General features: G+C 55.2%; 19 protein-coding genes. 11 read left to right on the top strand and 8 right to left on the bottom strand.

The genetic code is table 11. From position 1 onward, the window contains the following. On the top strand, positions 1-567 hold a 567-nt coding region (locus Q0N43_RS01705), incomplete at its 5' end, for an NRDE family protein (protein WP_295441568.1). Between the two features lie 65 nt (positions 568-632). Then, complete coding sequence (locus Q0N43_RS01710) at positions 633-992, top strand: hypothetical protein (protein ID WP_295441571.1); 360 nt, start codon at positions 633-635, stop codon at positions 990-992. 73 nt (positions 993-1,065) lie between these two features. On the opposite strand, the gene Q0N43_RS01715 is transcribed toward Q0N43_RS01710, so the two are convergent. After that, complete coding sequence (locus Q0N43_RS01715) at positions 1,066-1,395, bottom strand: DUF952 domain-containing protein (protein ID WP_295441574.1); 330 nt, start codon at positions 1,393-1,395, stop codon at positions 1,066-1,068. 207 nt (positions 1,396-1,602) lie between these two features. On the opposite strand from Q0N43_RS01715, the gene Q0N43_RS01720 reads away from it, so the two are divergent. Then, the gene (locus Q0N43_RS01720; protein WP_295441576.1) at positions 1,603-2,073 is read left to right on the top strand and encodes a thermonuclease family protein; all 471 of its coding nucleotides are present in this window, start codon (positions 1,603-1,605) and stop codon (positions 2,071-2,073) included. Between the two features lie 7 nt (positions 2,074-2,080). Here the strand turns inward: Q0N43_RS01720 and Q0N43_RS01725 are convergent, their stop codons facing one another. The 3 genes from Q0N43_RS01725 to Q0N43_RS01735 form a co-directional block, all read right to left on the bottom strand. After that, on the bottom strand, positions 2,081-2,506 hold the full coding sequence (locus Q0N43_RS01725) for an ion channel (RefSeq protein WP_295441578.1): 426 nt from the start codon (positions 2,504-2,506) through the stop codon (positions 2,081-2,083). Positions 2,507-2,671: 165 nt separating this feature from the next. Next, positions 2,672-3,724 (bottom strand): ribonucleotide-diphosphate reductase subunit beta, encoded by a 1,053-nt coding sequence (locus Q0N43_RS01730; protein WP_295441580.1) that lies wholly within the window; start codon positions 3,722-3,724, stop codon positions 2,672-2,674. A gap of 153 nt (positions 3,725-3,877) precedes the next feature. Continuing rightward, entirely contained in the window at positions 3,878-5,812 is a 1,935-nt protein-coding gene (locus tag Q0N43_RS01735) for a ribonucleoside-diphosphate reductase subunit alpha (protein ID WP_295441583.1), read from the bottom strand. A 586-nt stretch (positions 5,813-6,398) separates the two neighbouring features. Here Q0N43_RS01735 and Q0N43_RS01740 point away from each other — a divergent pair. Beyond that, positions 6,399-7,922, top strand: coding sequence for a fumarate hydratase (locus Q0N43_RS01740; protein ID WP_295441586.1), 1,524 nt, complete (start codon positions 6,399-6,401; stop codon positions 7,920-7,922). A 10-nt stretch (positions 7,923-7,932) separates the two neighbouring features. On the opposite strand, the gene Q0N43_RS01745 is transcribed toward Q0N43_RS01740, so the two are convergent. Continuing rightward, on the bottom strand, positions 7,933-8,556 hold the full coding sequence (locus tag Q0N43_RS01745) for an FKBP-type peptidyl-prolyl cis-trans isomerase (RefSeq protein ID WP_295441589.1): 624 nt from the start codon (positions 8,554-8,556) through the stop codon (positions 7,933-7,935). A 113-nt stretch (positions 8,557-8,669) separates the two neighbouring features. After that, the gene (gene rpsU / locus Q0N43_RS01750; RefSeq protein WP_125231027.1) at positions 8,670-8,876 is read right to left on the bottom strand and encodes a 30S ribosomal protein S21; all 207 of its coding nucleotides are present in this window, start codon (positions 8,874-8,876) and stop codon (positions 8,670-8,672) included. A 280-nt stretch (positions 8,877-9,156) separates the two neighbouring features. On the opposite strand from rpsU, the gene Q0N43_RS01755 reads away from it, so the two are divergent. Both Q0N43_RS01755 and Q0N43_RS01760 read left to right on the top strand, forming a co-directional pair. Next, positions 9,157-9,921 carry a class II aldolase/adducin family protein gene (locus Q0N43_RS01755; RefSeq protein ID WP_295441595.1) on the top strand — a complete coding sequence of 255 codons (765 nt, stop codon included), beginning with the start codon at positions 9,157-9,159 and terminating at the stop codon, positions 9,919-9,921. Between the two features lie 196 nt (positions 9,922-10,117). Next, complete coding sequence (locus Q0N43_RS01760) at positions 10,118-10,657, top strand: (2Fe-2S)-binding protein (RefSeq protein ID WP_295441598.1); 540 nt, start codon at positions 10,118-10,120, stop codon at positions 10,655-10,657. Between the two features lie 4 nt (positions 10,658-10,661). On the opposite strand, the gene Q0N43_RS01765 is transcribed toward Q0N43_RS01760, so the two are convergent. Further along, positions 10,662-11,246: an HNH endonuclease gene (locus Q0N43_RS01765; RefSeq protein ID WP_295441601.1), complete on the bottom strand. Its 585-nt coding sequence runs from the start codon at positions 11,244-11,246 to the stop codon at positions 10,662-10,664. A gap of 202 nt (positions 11,247-11,448) precedes the next feature. Between Q0N43_RS01765 and gluQRS the strand changes: the two genes are divergently transcribed. The 3 genes from gluQRS to Q0N43_RS01780 are packed head-to-tail and all read left to right on the top strand — an operon-like array spanning position 11,449 to position 13,156. Then, positions 11,449-12,291, top strand: a complete 843-nt coding sequence (gluQRS, locus tag Q0N43_RS01770; protein WP_295441958.1) for a tRNA glutamyl-Q(34) synthetase GluQRS — start codon at positions 11,449-11,451, stop codon at positions 12,289-12,291. 44 nt (positions 12,292-12,335) lie between these two features. Beyond that, positions 12,336-12,563 (top strand): HIG1 domain-containing protein, encoded by a 228-nt coding sequence (locus Q0N43_RS01775; protein ID WP_295441604.1) that lies wholly within the window; start codon positions 12,336-12,338, stop codon positions 12,561-12,563. Between the two features lie 11 nt (positions 12,564-12,574). Further along, positions 12,575-13,156 carry a cob(I)yrinic acid a,c-diamide adenosyltransferase gene (locus tag Q0N43_RS01780; protein ID WP_295441607.1) on the top strand — a complete coding sequence of 194 codons (582 nt, stop codon included), beginning with the start codon at positions 12,575-12,577 and terminating at the stop codon, positions 13,154-13,156. A gap of 65 nt (positions 13,157-13,221) precedes the next feature. Here Q0N43_RS01780 and Q0N43_RS01785 read toward each other — a convergent pair whose 3' ends face one another. Beyond that, positions 13,222-14,043 (bottom strand): hypothetical protein, encoded by an 822-nt coding sequence (locus tag Q0N43_RS01785; protein WP_295441610.1) that lies wholly within the window; start codon positions 14,041-14,043, stop codon positions 13,222-13,224. Positions 14,044-14,328: 285 nt separating this feature from the next. On the opposite strand from Q0N43_RS01785, the gene Q0N43_RS01790 reads away from it, so the two are divergent. Both Q0N43_RS01790 and Q0N43_RS01795 read left to right on the top strand, forming a co-directional pair. After that, entirely contained in the window at positions 14,329-14,979 is a 651-nt protein-coding gene (locus Q0N43_RS01790; protein ID WP_295441613.1) for an energy transducer TonB, read from the top strand. Positions 14,980-15,058: 79 nt separating this feature from the next. Beyond that, entirely contained in the window at positions 15,059-15,817 is a 759-nt protein-coding gene (locus tag Q0N43_RS01795; protein WP_295441615.1) for a MotA/TolQ/ExbB proton channel family protein, read from the top strand. Positions 15,818-15,887 lie beyond the last annotated feature (70 nt).

Genomic DNA, 15,887 nt, shown 5'->3' on the forward strand with positions numbered 1-15,887 from the left:
GACATCTCATCCCAAGGCACATGGATGGGCGTAAGCCGCAATGGGCGCTTCGGCATTGTGACCAACGTGCGAGACCCCGAAGGCCCGGATCCCCAGAAAGCGTCGCGCGGTGCCTTGGTGACGGACTGGCTGGCCAGCGGTGATGTGCCGGAGACAATGGCTGCGTTTAACCCGTTTAACCTGCTGATTGGCGACCAAAAAGGTCTGCAATATCTGTCGAACCGTCCATTGGACCTGAGAATATCATTAGGCGACGGAGTCCACGGCCTTTCTAATGCTGTCAAGGGCGAACGCTGGCCGCGCAAAGAGCGATTAAACCATGCGCTCCAGATATGGCTTAATGGCGCAGCGGACGATCCAGCGGCACTCTTTGACGATCTCGCAGATGCCCATGACCTGCCCGACAACCCGCACCCCATTTTCATCCGCAATCCAGTTTATGGCACGCGATGCAGCACAATATTGGCGGTGGATCAGGATGGGGCAGGACATATACTGGAACGGCGTTTCGACAGCACCGGCACATGCACGGGCGAAAGCGCTATAGCCTTTCACTGGCACGGCTGAACGTTCCGAGGGAACCGCAGTTCCACAATGGCGTTTGTACCTTCCTAACAGGAAAGGATGCGCCTTTGACCCCGACAGACAATAGCCGCCCCATCGGCGCCGCGCCTGAAACCTTCAACAGCGAACAAGATGATGAAGCCGCGCAGGCGCAAACCGTGTCCGACGATGCCATAGGTGGCATTGCCGATCGCGCCTCTGCCCATGAAAGCAGGCACGGCGGGCCAACCAACCCGGCACAGATCGACCCCGATGACGCACAGGACGTCGTTGACCATATGAACCAGATGGAACGCAGCGGACGGATCGACATGGACGCCTATCGCGGTGAGCGTAACGATGATGACGAACCAGAAACATTAGGAGAGGCAGCGCGGGAACCCGACGACGTCGACAGCCGCGGCAACCGACCCCGGAATAATTACTGACGCGAACCGGCTTTCCTGAGGCGTTGATGCGCCATCCACACAAGCGTCTGGGCCGTTTACGGTGCGGCCAATTCTATCGCGCTTTGATCTGCGGCACATGCCCAATGATTGCGGTCATCGGCAAGTCACCATAGATGTGCGGGAACAACGCGCCCCCGCGGGACACCTCCCATTTGATCAGCGACTGTAGCGGGGCGAGATCAACTTCAGCGATCACAAGCCCGCTTTGCCCCGCAAAATGCTTGTCCAACGTGCCCTGCACCTGATCTGCTGTCGATAAATGGATATAGCCGTCGGCAAGGTCCACGGGCGCGCCCTTAAACAGTCCTTCCGCCTCAAACTGCGCCCATTGCGCGGCGGTCAGTATCTTAAATGCGGTGCGCGGGTGCTGCCTATTGTCCATGCCGCAGTCATGTCCAATTCGTGGCGTGAGGGCAAGCTTTTAGGTCCATATCAGACCTAACGCACCATGACTTCAACACCGGTTGAGCCATATATGTAAATCATGGTATCGCGTGGCAACGCCGCCCAAGTTTCAAGTTAAGGTGCCCGCTTTTACGCGGCATCCAACGCGCTCGGTCGGTGGTCACGCGCAAAGGTCCAGTGCACTATGACTCGGTTTCGCTCGCTTATGTTGATGCTGTCTGTTGCCATTTTTGGGGGTGGCTGGACGTTATTCGGCATAGCCCCGATTGGCGGCGTCGCTGCCTTCGCCGCACGTCCCGCCGACACCGAAGCGGCTTCGTTCGTGATCTGCCATAATGATGGCGGCACCAACTGCGTCGTGGATGGCGATACGATTTGGTATCGCGGAACCAAGATCCGCATTGCCGATATTGATACGCCCGAAACGCATCAACCGAAATGCCCAGCAGAGGCAAAACTCGGCGCTGCGGCTACGCGGCGGATGCTTCAGCTGGTGAATGCCGGTCCCTTCACGCTGCAAAGCATCAACCGCGATGAAGATCGCTATGGCCGCAAATTGCGCATCCTCACGCGCGGTGGGAAAAGCCTTGGCGATATATTGGTCGAAGAAGGACTCGCCCGATATTATAAAGGCGGCAGGCGCAGCTGGTGCTGATAAGCGCCTATCGCCGCCCGAGCCGCGCAACAATCGTTACAAAAAAGGCGGTCGACCAGCCAAGCAACAGCAAGCCATTAATCCCCTCAATCGCCGCGACAAGGCGCCATTCGGGCGCGATGTAGCGGTCGTCAAAGCCAATACCGGCATAGCTTATCGTTGAAAAATACACAGCGGTCTCAAGATCCACAACCGCGCCAAGGCCTTCATATAGAAAAGCGTAGAGCCAAATCCCGACGCCATGGAGAACGAACAGCGCCAGCACCAGCGCCAGCGTAAAACCCATCGTCCGCAACGAGAATCCTGGCACATGATGCGCGAGCTCCACCTGCACCTCACCGCGTAACATCCGCCCAAAAATGGCCAGCCCGCCACCATGGATAACCACAGTAAGCAGCACCATGAAGGTGGAAACAGCAAGCTGAAGGATCATAAGGCAAGTCTTGCACGAAACGCGCAAGCGGGGAAGGGGGAACTGGCGCAGGCCGCCCTCCGCATCCGGACAGAATGCGCACAAAAAACTGCCGCGCCTCTTTTCAGAAGCGCGGCAGGGTAAATGTCTAATGCTATGACGTATACGTCAGATCATAGAGAAGGCTTACTCCGCAGCAACCCCAGCCTGTTCGAACATATCCATGCCGTCATTTTCGGCGGCGATAATTTCGCTGACGTCTCTCTTTTTGCGGTTGTCAAAGCTGCTCCACACTTGGCCCCAATCGCCGCGTGTTGACGCCTTGCTATATTCGGTGGCGCGGGTTTCGAAGAAGTTGGCGTGCTCGACGCCGTTCAACAATGGCGCGAGCCATGGCAGCGGGTGGTCTTCGACCATGTAGATGGGTTGAAAACCAAGCTGGCCCAAGCGCCAATCGGCGATGTAGCGGATATAGCGTTTGATTTCCTTGGCGGTCATGCCGGGGACTGGGCCCATTTCGAACGCGAGGTCGATGAAGTTATCTTCCAGACGGACGACCTTCTGACAGCAATCGATAATGTCTTCCCGCACCGACTTGGTGAGGCAGCCACGTTCGGCGCAGAACGCGTGGAACAGTTTGGTAATGCCTTCGCAATGCAGCGATTCGTCGCGGACTGACCAGGATACGATTTGGCCCATGCCCTTCATCTTGTTGAAGCGCGGGAAGTTCATTAGCATCGCGAAAGATGCGAACAATTGCAGGCCTTCGGTAAAGCCGCCGAACATGGCGAGCGTGCGCGCGATATCTTCGTCGGTGTCGACGCCGAATTGGTGGATATAATCGACCTTCGCCGCCATTTCTTCATATTCGAGGAACGCCGAATATTCGGACTCGGGCATGCCGATGGTGTCGAGCAAATGGCTGTAGGCCGCGACGTGGACAGTTTCCATGTTGGAGAACGCGGTCAGCATCATCTTGACTTCAGTTGGCTTGAAAACGCGGCCGTAATTTTCGTGGTAGCAATTCTGCACCTCGATATCGGCTTGTGTGAAGAAGCGGAAGATTTGTGTGAGCAGGTTGCGTTCGTGATCCGAAAGCTTCTGCGCCCAATCGCGGCAATCCTCTCCCAAGGGCACTTCTTCGGGCAACCAATGGATCTGCTGCTGACGTTTCCAGAAGTCATAGGCCCATGGATATTCAAAGGGCTTGTAGCTGTTGCGCGCTTCTAACAATGACATCTTCTATGCTCCAATTTTTAGCTCCCGTTGGGGAGATATGCGGGGATTTGCCCCTTATTTGTTTTCTCGTGGCTCCAGCGGAGGCTGGAGCCTATCTCGCCTATCGGTTTCGACTGCGAGACGTAATGGGCCCCAGCCTACGCTGGGGCGACGTCACTGACAGGCCAAACATTCTTCATAATCGGTTTGGGCCGCCAGCTCGATGACGGGGGCTTCGGCGGTATTGTCCGCCTCAACCCCGCCGGCAAAACCGGCACGCTGAATGGATTTCGAACGCAGATAATATAGCGACTTCACGCCCAATTCCCAAGCGCGGAAGTGGAGCATGAGAAGGTCCCATTTTTCCACATCGGCAGGGATGTAGAGGTTCAGCGAGGTTGCTTGGTCGATAAACGGCGTGCGGTCGGCGGCCAGTTCAATCAACCAACGCTGGTCGATTTCGAAGCTGGTTTTGAACGTGTCCTTTTCCTCTGGCGTGAGGAAATCGAGATGCTGGACCGAGCCGCCCTTTTCCAAAATGCTGTTCCAGACATTGGTCGAATCCTTCGACTTTTCCTGCAACAGTTTTTCGAGATAGGGGTTCTTGACGATGAAGCTGCCCGACAAGGTCTTGTGCGTGTAGATATTTGCCGGGATCGGTTCAATGCACGCGCTGGTGCCGCCGCAGATGATCGAAATCGATGCGGTTGGTGCAATCGCCATCTTGCAGGAGAAGCGCTCCATCACGCCCATTTCTTCAGCGTCGGGGCAGGCACCACGTTCGTTGGCGAGCATCATCGATGCCTCATCCACTTGCGCGCGGACATGTTTGAAAAACTTCATGTTCCATGATTTGGCAAGCGCGCTTTCAAAGCCAACGCCGCGGGATTGTAGGAAGCTGTGATAGCCCATGACGCCAAGACCGATGGAGCGTTCACGTCCCGCCGAATATTTCGCACGCGACATTTCGGCCGGCGCACGATCAATGAAATCCTGAAGTACATTGTCGAGCATGCGCATCACGTCTTCGATAAAGACCTTATCGCCGTTCCATTCGTCCCATTTTTCAAGGTTCAGCGACGACAGGCAGCATACGGCCGTCCGGTCATTGCCCAAATGGTCACGCCCGGTAGGCAAAGTGATTTCCGAACACAGGTTCGATGTCGAGACCTTCAGCCCCAGATCGCGGTGATGCTTTGGCATCGCGTTGTTCACGGTGTCGCTGAAGATGATATAGGGTTCGCCAGTTGCAAGGCGGGTTTCCACCAGTTTCTGGAACAAGGAACGGGCATCGATAGTGCTGCGGATTTCGCCTGTCTTGGGGCTGCGCAGGTGGAATTCTTCGCCAGCGCGGACGGCTTCCATAAATTCGTCGGACAGCAATACGCCATGGTGCAGGTTCAACGCCTTACGGTTGAAGTCGCCAGATGGTTTGCGGATTTCGAGGAACTCTTCGATTTCAGGGTGGCTAACGTCCAGATAGCACGCCGCAGAGCCACGACGCAGCGAACCTTGCGAAATCGCAAGTGTCAGGCTGTCCATCACGCGGACAAACGGAATGATGCCGCTGGTCTTGCCATTCAGGCCAACAGGCTCACCAATGCCACGGACATTGCCCCAATAGGTGCCAATGCCGCCGCCGCGCGACGCGAGCCAGACATTTTCGTTCCAAGTGTTGACGATGCCTTCAAGGCTGTCATCGACTGAGTTCAGATAGCAGCTAATCGGCAGACCACGGCCCGTGCCGCCATTGGACAATACGGGCGTTGCCGGCATGAACCACAGGCGCGAAATATAGTCGTAAAGACGCTGCGCATGCGCCTCGTCATCGGCATAAGCCGACGCAACGCGTGCGAAAAGGTCCTGATAGCTTTCATCGGGCAGCAAATAACGATCCTGCAACGTGTCCTTGCCGAACTCGGTCAACAAGGCATCACGTGAAGAATCTGTGACGACATTGAAACGACGTACGTCAACGGACTTGCTTGACGCAGGCGTCTTGGCTTCAACGATCTGCGCCTTTGCCGCTTCAGCTACTTTTTCAAGCATATCCGTCATCATTCCTGCGGTCATGTCGTCCGCCCCTTGGCCTGTATCCCTGAAATCCATTTTAACCTGTAGCTCCGTTCATTGCGGCACCCTGAAACTGATTGTCGGTTTTCCGACATCCAGCGACCAGCTGTATCTTGGCGGGAACCGATGTTCCCATATTGTTCGACTCAGGGCACGAAACTCCCTGTTAGCATTTTTTGACCTTGTCAGGGGCAGTATTTTGACTTGTCCCCAGCTTATCGACGGGAAAAAATGCCCCCGCCGACACATTCGTCTGCTTAAGCATAAAGCACAAACTGTGGTAATGCCCCCTATGGCCACCCGCTACCCATTGTGCCTTATTCATTCTTAGACGCAAGGGGTAAATGTAAAATCCCGATCTCAATTCGTCGCTCATGTGATTCCATTCATCGCACCTTGGCGCGTCGTAACAACAAGCGACGCGCGGACTTCCTAAGTGAAATTCAGAGCGCAAGATGAAAAACGGAGACATGTATATTTTTTACATGCCAAAATGAATATATCGGTTGGGGGCACATATTCGGCGTTCTGGCCGTGCCTGCAAACTAGGATTTGCAATGACGCTTGAATAGGCGCTCCAGCGCGTTAAGGGGCATGTCATACTGAAAGCGTAGGGGCCGATATGACTGTAATCATCCGCAATGCCGACTTGATCGAAAGCGTGGCCGACGCGTTGCAATATATCAGCTACTTTCACCCGATGGATTATATCCGGGCCTTGGGCGACGCGTATGAAGCGGAGCAATCGCCTGCTGCCAAGGATGCCATCGCGCAGATCCTAACCAATAGCCGCATGTGCGCAGAGGGGCATCGCCCGATTTGCCAAGATACGGGCATTGTTAACGTCTTCGTCAAATGGGGAATGGATTGCCGTTTGGAGGATAGCTCCACATCTTTGCAGGACGTGATCGACGAAGGCGTCCGCCGCGCCTATTTACACCCTGAAAACAAGCTGCGCGCGTCGGTGCTTGCAGACCCCGCCTTTACACGGCGCAATACCAAGGACAATACGCCGTGCGTCCTGCATGTTGACCTCGTCCCTGGTTCCAAAGTGTCCATCGACGTTGCCGCCAAGGGCGGCGGTAGCGAGAATAAGTCGAAGTTCAAGATGATGAACCCGTCGGACAATATAGTAGATTGGGTCGTGGAGATGCTGCCGCAAATGGGCGCTGGCTGGTGCCCGCCCGGCATGTTGGGCATTGGCATTGGCGGTACAGCGGAACATTGCGTGTTGCTGGCCAAACAAGCCTTGATGGAGCCCATCGACATGGGACCATTGAAAGCATGTGGGCCGCAGAACGACATTGAAGCTATGCGCATCGAGATTTTTGACAAGGTCAATGCGCTTGGCATTGGCGCGCAAGGGCTTGGCGGGCTTTCCACCATCCTGGATGTGAAGATCATGGATGCGCCCTGTCATGCCGCGGGCAAGCCCGTTGCCATGATTCCCAATTGCGCGGCCACGCGCCACGCCCACTTCACGATGGATGGGGCTGGCCCTGCCTATCTCGAGGCGCCAAAGTTGGACGAATGGCCCAAGGTGGATTGGAAACCCGACGCAGCGGCAATCCGTGTCGACCTCAATATGTTGACCCCGGAGATTGTGGCCGGCTGGAAACAGGGCGACCGCTTGCTTCTCAACGGTAAGATGCTGACTGGCCGCGACGCCGCCCATAAGCGCATTGCCGATATGCTGGCCAAGGGCGAAGAACTGCCCGTCAGCTTCAAGGGGCGGATGATCTATTATGTCGGGCCTGTTGATCCGGTTGGCGAAGAGATCGTCGGACCGGCAGGGCCAACCACGGCCACGCGCATGGACAAGTTCATGGATATGATGCTTGAGCAAGGCCTACTCGCTTGCGTTGGCAAGGCCGAACGCGGCCCGGCGGCAACGCAAGCTATCGCCAAGCATAGGAGCGCCTATCTGATGGCTGTTGGCGGCGCCGCCTATCTCGTCGCCCGCGCCATTAAGGGCAGTAAAGTCGTTGGCTTTGCAGATTTAGGCATGGAAGCCATCTACGAATTTGAAGTGCATGATTTCCCCGTCACTGTTGCGGTCGATAGCGACGGCAACAATGTCCACCAATTAGCGCCCGCTTATTGGCAAAAGCGGATCAAGGATGAGGGGCTGTTGCAGGGGGTCTAACCCCCCGCAATTACTGACCGCGCATTCGGGCGTCGATTTGTGCCTGAATTTCGGGTGGCAGGCCTTGGGGTGCGCCGCCGGCTTGGCCACCTGCGCCGCCTTGCTGCTGCTGCATCTCCTGCATCTGCTTTTGCATTGCTTCGATCTCGGCGCGCGACTTGAACTCGAGCAGCTCGACATCGAATGTCAGTTCGCTTCCGCCCGGAATGGCAACTTCGCCTGTTTGCGGGTTGCGCTGATCCTCTGGACCATAGCCAAGCTCAGCTGGAATCCACAGACGATATTTACCGCCGCGCTGCATGATTTTCAGGCCTTCGGAAAAGCCGGGGACAACGCCCGTGACAGGAAAGCCAGCTTGCGGGTTTTGGTCAAAAACCGTACCGTCCTTCAACATGCCCTTATAACTCACGAGGACCACGTCATTGTCCGAAGGCTTGGGGCCTTCGCCAGCTTCCATAATTTTGTAGCGCAGGCCAGATGGCGTCGTCACAAAGCCGCCAAATTCCTGCCGCACGTCGCTGGTACCCCAATATGCAAGACCGCCACCGGCGGCTAGAACCAACGCAATCGCAGCCCAATATTTGGTGAGCGAACCTTTTTTAAGAGGCTGAATGGGGACGGCGGTGACAGACATGCAGAAATTCCTATTGGCTGGGTTGCGCGCTAACTAGCAGAAAGCGGCGCGGATTCTAGACACAAAAAAAAGCGCCAGTGGAAGGCGCTTTCTTTGTTGCAGATCGCCGACGCCTATTTGGCGCCGTCACGTTCCTGTTGCTTACGCTCCATCTTGCGTGCGCGACGGACAGCAGCAGCCTTTTCACGCGCGCGCTTTTCCGATGGCTTTTCAAAATGACGACGAAGCTTCATTTCGCGATACACACCCTCACGCTGCAGCTTCTTCTTCAGCGCGCGTAGGGCCTGATCAACATTATTGTCGCGAACCATGATTTGCATAAAAAACTTAACTCCGCATCGAATCGGCAAAATGGCTTAATACCGCCATTTTGAAAGGCTAAAGACGAAAAAAGCCGCGCTGACAGGCGGCGTGTTGCTGTGGCCCTTACCCATGTCGCCGCCAAATATCAAGCGGAAATGGCGCTTTTTGAGGGCTTGGTTGCGGTCTTGGCGCGGTAACTAGCGACAAAATTATCACCTTTTGTCCAATCGCCTAATACTTGCCCTCACGCCTTGTTCGTTTCATAATGCAACGCAACGCAAGAGGAGGAGAGAGCATATGGCTACCCAATTAAAGTCGAATAGCAAATATAGCGAGGTGGAATGGAACGCGCGGCAGGAGCTTGCGGCCTGTTACCGGATATTTTCGATGTTTGGTTGGGATGAGCTTGTGTTCAACCACATTACGGTCAAAGTGCCTGGCGAGGACGACGCGTTTTTGATTAACCCTTATGGCATGCATTTCGGTGAAATTACGGCATCGAGCCTCATAAAAATTGATATTGATGGCAACAAGATCGATGTCGATAACCCGTGGCATGTGAACAAAGCGGGTTTTGTCCAGCACAGCCTGTTCCATCGCACCTTGCCTGACGCACATGCGATCATCCACACGCACACCACCGCAACCGTAGCCGTGTGCAGCCTTGAAGGCGGCTTGCAGCCTGTGAACTTCTATGCATGCAACTTCATGGGTCAATTGGCCTATCATGACTTTGAAGGCGTCACCGTGCGCGAGGAAGAGGGCGTGCGGCTGGTCGAACATCTCGGCGACAAGCGGATATTGATGCTGCGCAACCATGGCCCTGTCGTCATGGGTAAGACGCTCCCGGACGCCTTTATCAAATATTGGGCGCTCCAGCGCGCGTGCGAGCATCAGATGGCGACGCTGCAAATGGGTAAGCCTATCACGGTGTCGCCCGAAGTTATCGCCGTGCACCAGCGCGATTTGTATATGGCATCGCCCCCCGGAGGTTCTGGCCGTGTTGAATTTGATGCGATGGTGCGCAAGGCCGACCAAATCGACAAAAGCTGGCGGGATTGATTTGACGTCGACCAAATGACCCTAGCCCTGAGCAGCCGTTGCGAAGCAACTGCGTCCTTAGAAGAACGCTTAACAGTCTAGCGCGTTGCTCGGCGGAAAAGCGCGCTTCGACTTTCGCCAGCGCCTTCGCGCTGGCGGCTCAGGACTGCGGTTTTATATTGACGGTTTTTCAAGGCCACTTACAGGCAATGCCTGCATGACCAAATTCACCGTCAACGACCGTCCCGTCCAATATAAGATGAACCCGCAAACGCCGTTATTGTGGGCGTTGCGCGACGCGTCGAACTTAACGGGCACCAAATATGGCTGCGGCATTGGCGATTGCGGTGCATGCATGGTCGAAATTGATGGTGAGGCGATCCGTTCCTGCCTTGTGACCATAGCCGAGGCGGAGGGACGCTTTGTCACGACGATTGAGGGCCTGAGCCGTGACCGTAGCCATCCGTTGCAACAGGCATTTGTCGCCAGCAATGTCCCGCAATGCGGCTTTTGCATCTCCGGCGTCATCATGGCGGCGTCGGTGTTGCTGAAGAAAAACAGCAATCCCACCGATGCTGAAATTGACGCCGCGATCACCAATCTGTGCCGCTGCGGCATTTATCCACGGTTGCACGGCGCGATAAAGCGCGCGGGCCGTGTCATGCGCGGCGAAGAACGGATCGCTGCTGCCCCGCCACCGGGAATTACGCCGGAAGATGCGGCACGCGCCGTGCCTGCTTTAACGGTCACGAAATAAGGGCTTAGCCCTGCAGCTCAATATCCCAGTACAACCAGTCGTGCCATGTTTCATGCAGATGGTTCGGCGGAAACGCGCGGCCCCGGTCTTGCAATTGCCAGCTTGTCGGCCGGATCGCTGCCATGTTGAGTTGCATATGCGCCTGCTTTGGTGTGCGGCCGCCCTTTTTAAGGTTGCAGTGCAAACAGGCGGTGGTGACATTTTCCCAGCTGGTAATGCCGCCCAAGCGACGTGGGACGATATGGTCAAAGGTCAGATTGTCACCCGACCCGCAATATTGGCATTCAAATTTGTCGCGCAGGAACAAGTTGAAACGAGTGAATGCGGGATATTCGGACGGCTTCACATATTGGCGTAGCGCAATCACCGACGGAATTTTCATGTCCAGACTTGGACTATGCACATACCGGTCATAGTTGGAGACAATGTCGACCTTGTCGAGGAAAACCGCCTTAATTGCGGCCTGCCAAGGCCAAAGGCTCAGCGGATAATAGCTTAATGGAGTGTAATCCGCATTCAGCACAAGCGCAGGGCAATTTTCCGGGTGCCTTGCCCGGCCCGCCGCCTCGAAAGTTCCGGTATGCAACATCAGTCGAACCCTACTCCTCTTTTGTCATACATGCTTTAAGCCTATCAGCGTTACAGCATTCTGACAGTCGCCAACCTATTTATACATATTGTGACGTCAATAGGGTAAAGCTACCTAATATGGTATTATTGGGGATAATTTTTTGACAGCGTTAGAGTTAATCTCTTCCTATCTGGGCCAGATCGTCGAGCCGAAGGGCACGGTGGTCACCAGATTTGCCCCGAGTCCCAATGGGCAGTTGCATATGGGGCATGCCTTTTCGGCGCTATGTGCCCATGAATTTGCGCGCGCCTTTGGTGGTCAGTTTCGCCTTCGGATCGAGGATATTGACGGGACGCGCAGTCGGCCCGAGCATGTCGAAGCGATCATTGCCGATATGCAATGGCTGGGGCTTGCGCATGACGGTGATGTGCAGTTCCAATCGCAACACACCGCCCGTTATGTGGCCGCGCGTGATCGGCTGAACGCCGCTGGCCTGTTATATCGCTGCGGCTGCACCAGAGGCGACATCTCCGAGGCGTTAAAGCATAAGCCGGTGCCCCATGGCCCTGACGGCCCGCATTATCCGGGCACCTGCCGGGACCAGCCCTTTGTGGGAGATGCGCCATTTAGCTGGCGCCTCGACATAAAAAAGGCCGTGGACTTGGTCGGCCCGCTGATGTGGATGGATTTGGCGGCGGGGCAGCAATTTGCAGACCCAATGGCATTTGGCGATGTCATATTATGGCGCAAGGACGCGCCAGCATCTTATCATCTTGCCGCGACCGTGGACGATGCCGGTGATGGCATAACCTATGTGGTGCGCGGCAAGGACTTGTTCGCCTATACCGCCATGCATCGACTGCTGCAGAGGCTGCTGGACTTGCCGGAGCCAGTCTATTGGCATCACCCGCTCTTGCTGGACAGCACAGGCGAAAAACTGGCGAAGAGCAAATCCTCACCCGCTTTGTCCGCCCGCCGATTGGCAGGCGAAAGCGGCACCGAACTCATAGATAATTTGCGTCACCGAACGCTTCCGCTTGGAATCTCCCTATCGGATGCCTAGATAGGCGGTAACGGGGTATTGGCCCTGAACAAGGACTTCTCCCGATGACTATATTGTTGGTTCTCCTCATCATTGGTGCCGCTGGTGCCGTTGCTTTCGCGTTAATCCGCGGATTGCATGCTTTTGCCAATCTACGTCCGGCCGATGTGGACGAGGCCGGCCTGCCCAAATCACTGGCGGTTCAGAACAAGATGATGTTTGCACGTGTGAAGTGGCAGGCAATTACCGTCGCGTTGATTGCTGTTTTGGTACTTGTTGCCGGATCGCAATAAGCAGAGCGCTGATGGTTAAGCTCAACAAAATTTACACGCGGACTGGCGATGACGGCACCACGGGCCTAGTCGATGGCTCTCGTGTGTCGAAAACGGCCTCGCGGTTGCATGCCATTGGCGAAATCGATGAAACCAATTGCGCGCTGGGCGTTGCGATCCAATCATTTGCCACAGATGAGGGCGATACGCCCTTGGTCAAGGAACTGCGCCGGATCCAAAACGACCTGTTTGATTTAGGTGCGGATGTTGCGACGCCGGGGGAGAGTTTCGAACCTTCACCGATGGAGCTACGGATAATTGCGTCTCAGGTTGAATGGCTTGAGACAGCGATTGATAATGCCAATGCGCAACTTCCGCCGCTGACAAGTTTCATCCTGCCGGGCGGCAGCTTGCCAGCCGCGCAGATGCATATGGCGCGGGTAACAGCGCGTCGCGCCGAGCGCGCAGTTGTCGCCGCATCGCTTGAAGTGGCGATCAACCCGCACGCATTGCATTACCTCAACCGTCTGTCGGACTATCTCTTCACATTGTGCCGTTTGATTAACGCAACACGCGGTGGCGATATATTGTGGGTGCCGGGCGCATCGCGCTAAGGGCAGCTTTCGCGAGAATTACGACATGGGTGGGTAATGCAGCCCCGTATGCACTTACGGTATCTTCACCGCTTGCGCCCGCATGGCCCAAGCGAATCGATCACAAATTTATAGTCAGCCTGCGCGCGGGCGGTATTTGCATTGGATGCGCCTTCAACCCGGTCAGAAGGCAGAGCGCGCGGAAGACCGCATGCGAGGCGATACCATAATAAGGTAAAACGCTGCGGTGCGGTTGCTGACGCGTCAATGACTTCGGCTGTTGAGACGGCCCATTGCCTTTGCTGGCCCGGACGGCTCAATATCGTGAGCGATAGCGGCTGGTCATTATCTGTTTTCAAGAAAATCTGCGTTTCGCCTTCCCCCAAAATAGTCCCGGCGCTGTGAAAGGCGCTGCTCACGCTGGTAATGCGTCGCGGCGCATCAACTTGGACAGCCTCTTTCGTGATGGCGCGGACGAGCGCATCATTCGTTATGCTAAACAAAGCCAACGCATTTGGTCGTGCCAGTTGGATTTCGCCGGGTCGACCAGTCACCTGTCGGCCAAACAGATATATGCGTTGTTTTTGCAGTTTAGGAATTTTTCCTTTCGCGTTTTTTGGCACATCGAGCAGGAAGCGGACGCGCGGGGTGATGCCGCCTTCGCCGCGAATCAACGCCATGACTTCGGCTTCAACTAGGTTGCGTTCGAGCGAGGCTGGGACACCTACCGATTGTTCAGCAGACAATTTTCGGACATTTCGAACGGTCACATCGACAATAAGAGGCGATATCACGACCAAATCGGCAATATCTGCATAGCTTGCTGTATCGGCCTCGATTACAAAGGACGGCGGCAGGTCACGTGGAGCTTGCGCCGAAGTTGCCGCGCTGAGGCCTACTAAAATCAAGCATAAACCCGTTTTTGCATGCACGAATCGCATTCATCATCCTTTTTTTGACCGTCCGTGGACTTCGTTTATGCCTCTATCATATTGTAGGATATTGCCTACCCATCCATGAATTGCATCTTAATCGAAGAATCCGGATTGCTTGGGCACTAAGGGTTGGCTAATGCATCGGTGAATCGAGCAAAAAAAAATAGAATTCGATATCGTGAGCGTACATCGGTGGCATGTTCAAGCATGCTCCCAAAGCGTACTGTGTTGTTTTGAAGGTAGGAGAGTTGTTTCTGCATGGCATATGCTGATCAAGATGGGATGAGCACAAACCGTTTGGTTTCTGTCGTCATTGTACTCCTTCTGCACGCGTTCCTGGGTTATGCCTTGGTGACTGGCCTTGCATATGATGCGGTCACGATCATTAAGGAAAAGATGACTGTTGTGGACGTGAAGGAAGAAGAGCCACCCGAAGAAGAAGAGCCACCACCCGAGCCTGAAAAGCAGATCGAGCCACCCGTTGTCTCGCCTCCGCCATTGGTTCAAACGGTGACGCCGCCGCCAACGATTCGTACCGTTGCTACGCCGCCACCTTCTGCACCAATCGTGCCTACGGCTGCGCCACCAGCACCACCGCCACCGGCACCGGCTGGGCCAACATCTGAAGCGAAGCCACGGGGTAATCCGGGCAACTGGGCAAACACGAACGACTATCCGTCGCGTGCCTTGCAGCAGGAGCGTGAAGGCACCACTAGCTTCCGTGTCACGATCGGCGTCGATGGTCGCGTGGTCGACTGCACTGTAACGCAGTCCAGTGGTCACGACGATTTGGACGCGGCAACTTGCTCCAACGTAAAGCGTCGTGCGCGCTTTGAACCTGCCGTTCGTAATGGTGAAAAGGTTCAAGGCTCCTACGCAAACCGCGTACGTTGGCAGATACCGAAATAATTTTACGACCCGGCAAAGGGGGAGCCTTCGCGCCGGGTCTATTTTGCTAGATAGTTCTATTTTTTGAGAGGTAGTTAAAATGTCGATTTTGTTTCTGACTGCGGCGGGTGCCGCAAACCCAGATGTGGCCGCACAATTCGGTCTTATCCCTGCGCTTAACGAAGGCGGCCCAATTTCATGGTCGATCTTTATCGTCATGGTTATCATGTCGGTTTTCTCGTTTTACATCATGTTCACTAAGCTGTTTGAACAGCAGAAGGTTCTGAACCAGTATAAAGAAGTCCGCGCGCAATTCTGGCGCGCTGCAACGCTTGAAGAAGGTGCTGCAAAGCTCGACAAGAACAGCGCATATCGTCAAGTCGTCGACGACGGCATCGCTGCGCAAAAGCAGCATAGCCTTTTGACTGACCCAATCGAAGCTCATGATTGGTTGCATGGAGCGATGGCGCGGTCGGAAGATTCCATCAACAACAAGCTTGCGGGCGGCCTTCCGTTCCTCGCAACCGTTGGTGCAACTGCTCCGTTCGTTGGTCTGCTTGGTACGGTTATCGGGATCTATTCGGCGCTGATCAAAATCGGTATCGCTGGTCAGGCCGACATCGGTAAGATTGCTGGTCCTGTCGGTGAAGCATTGATCATGACCGCAATTGGTCTGTTCGTTGCTGTTCCTGCTGTTCTTGCGTATAACTGGCTTCAGGCCCGTAACAAGACGATCGCACGTAGCTTGGCTACCTTCTCGAACGATGTGCTTGGTCACATCTCTTCGGGTGGTCGCGTAAAGCCTGCGATCGCTGCAGCCGCACCAGGCAAGCCAGCGCCCGCAGCGGTTAAGAAGTAAGATTGGGTGAGGGCTGCGTTTGCGCGCAGCCCATCCGCCAGAATGTGCTGGCGCTCGATTTTTGACCCAA

The organism is Sphingorhabdus sp. EL138 (assembly GCF_945882965.1).
Lineage (GTDB): Bacteria > Pseudomonadota > Alphaproteobacteria > Sphingomonadales > Sphingomonadaceae > Sphingorhabdus_B.

Excerpts from the sequence above, each read along its gene's own strand:
- Q0N43_RS01745 (WP_295441589.1), bottom strand. The coding sequence starts at position 8,556 with ATGTCTGTCACCGCCGTCCCCATTCAGCCTCTTAAAAAAGGTTCGCTC.
- Q0N43_RS01740 (WP_295441586.1), top strand. The coding sequence starts at position 6,399 with ATGACTGTAATCATCCGCAATGCCGACTTGATCGAAAGCGTGGCCGAC.
- Q0N43_RS01765 (WP_295441601.1), bottom strand. The coding sequence starts at position 11,246 with ATGTTGCATACCGGAACTTTCGAGGCGGCGGGCCGGGCAAGGCACCCG.
- Q0N43_RS01780 (WP_295441607.1), top strand. The coding sequence starts at position 12,575 with ATGGTTAAGCTCAACAAAATTTACACGCGGACTGGCGATGACGGCACC.
- Q0N43_RS01725 (WP_295441578.1), bottom strand. The coding sequence starts at position 2,506 with ATGATCCTTCAGCTTGCTGTTTCCACCTTCATGGTGCTGCTTACTGTG.
- Q0N43_RS01715 (WP_295441574.1), bottom strand. The coding sequence starts at position 1,395 with ATGGACAATAGGCAGCACCCGCGCACCGCATTTAAGATACTGACCGCC.
- Q0N43_RS01720 (WP_295441576.1), top strand. The coding sequence starts at position 1,603 with ATGACTCGGTTTCGCTCGCTTATGTTGATGCTGTCTGTTGCCATTTTT.
- Q0N43_RS01755 (WP_295441595.1), top strand. The coding sequence starts at position 9,157 with ATGGCTACCCAATTAAAGTCGAATAGCAAATATAGCGAGGTGGAATGG.
- Q0N43_RS01730 (WP_295441580.1), bottom strand. The coding sequence starts at position 3,724 with ATGTCATTGTTAGAAGCGCGCAACAGCTACAAGCCCTTTGAATATCCA.
- Q0N43_RS01790 (WP_295441613.1), top strand. The coding sequence starts at position 14,329 with ATGGCATATGCTGATCAAGATGGGATGAGCACAAACCGTTTGGTTTCT.
- rpsU (WP_125231027.1), bottom strand. The coding sequence starts at position 8,876 with ATGCAAATCATGGTTCGCGACAATAATGTTGATCAGGCCCTACGCGCG.
- Q0N43_RS01795 (WP_295441615.1), top strand. The coding sequence starts at position 15,059 with ATGTCGATTTTGTTTCTGACTGCGGCGGGTGCCGCAAACCCAGATGTG.
- Q0N43_RS01760 (WP_295441598.1), top strand. The coding sequence starts at position 10,118 with ATGACCAAATTCACCGTCAACGACCGTCCCGTCCAATATAAGATGAAC.
- Q0N43_RS01775 (WP_295441604.1), top strand. The coding sequence starts at position 12,336 with ATGACTATATTGTTGGTTCTCCTCATCATTGGTGCCGCTGGTGCCGTT.
- Q0N43_RS01735 (WP_295441583.1), bottom strand. The coding sequence starts at position 5,812 with ATGGATTTCAGGGATACAGGCCAAGGGGCGGACGACATGACCGCAGGA.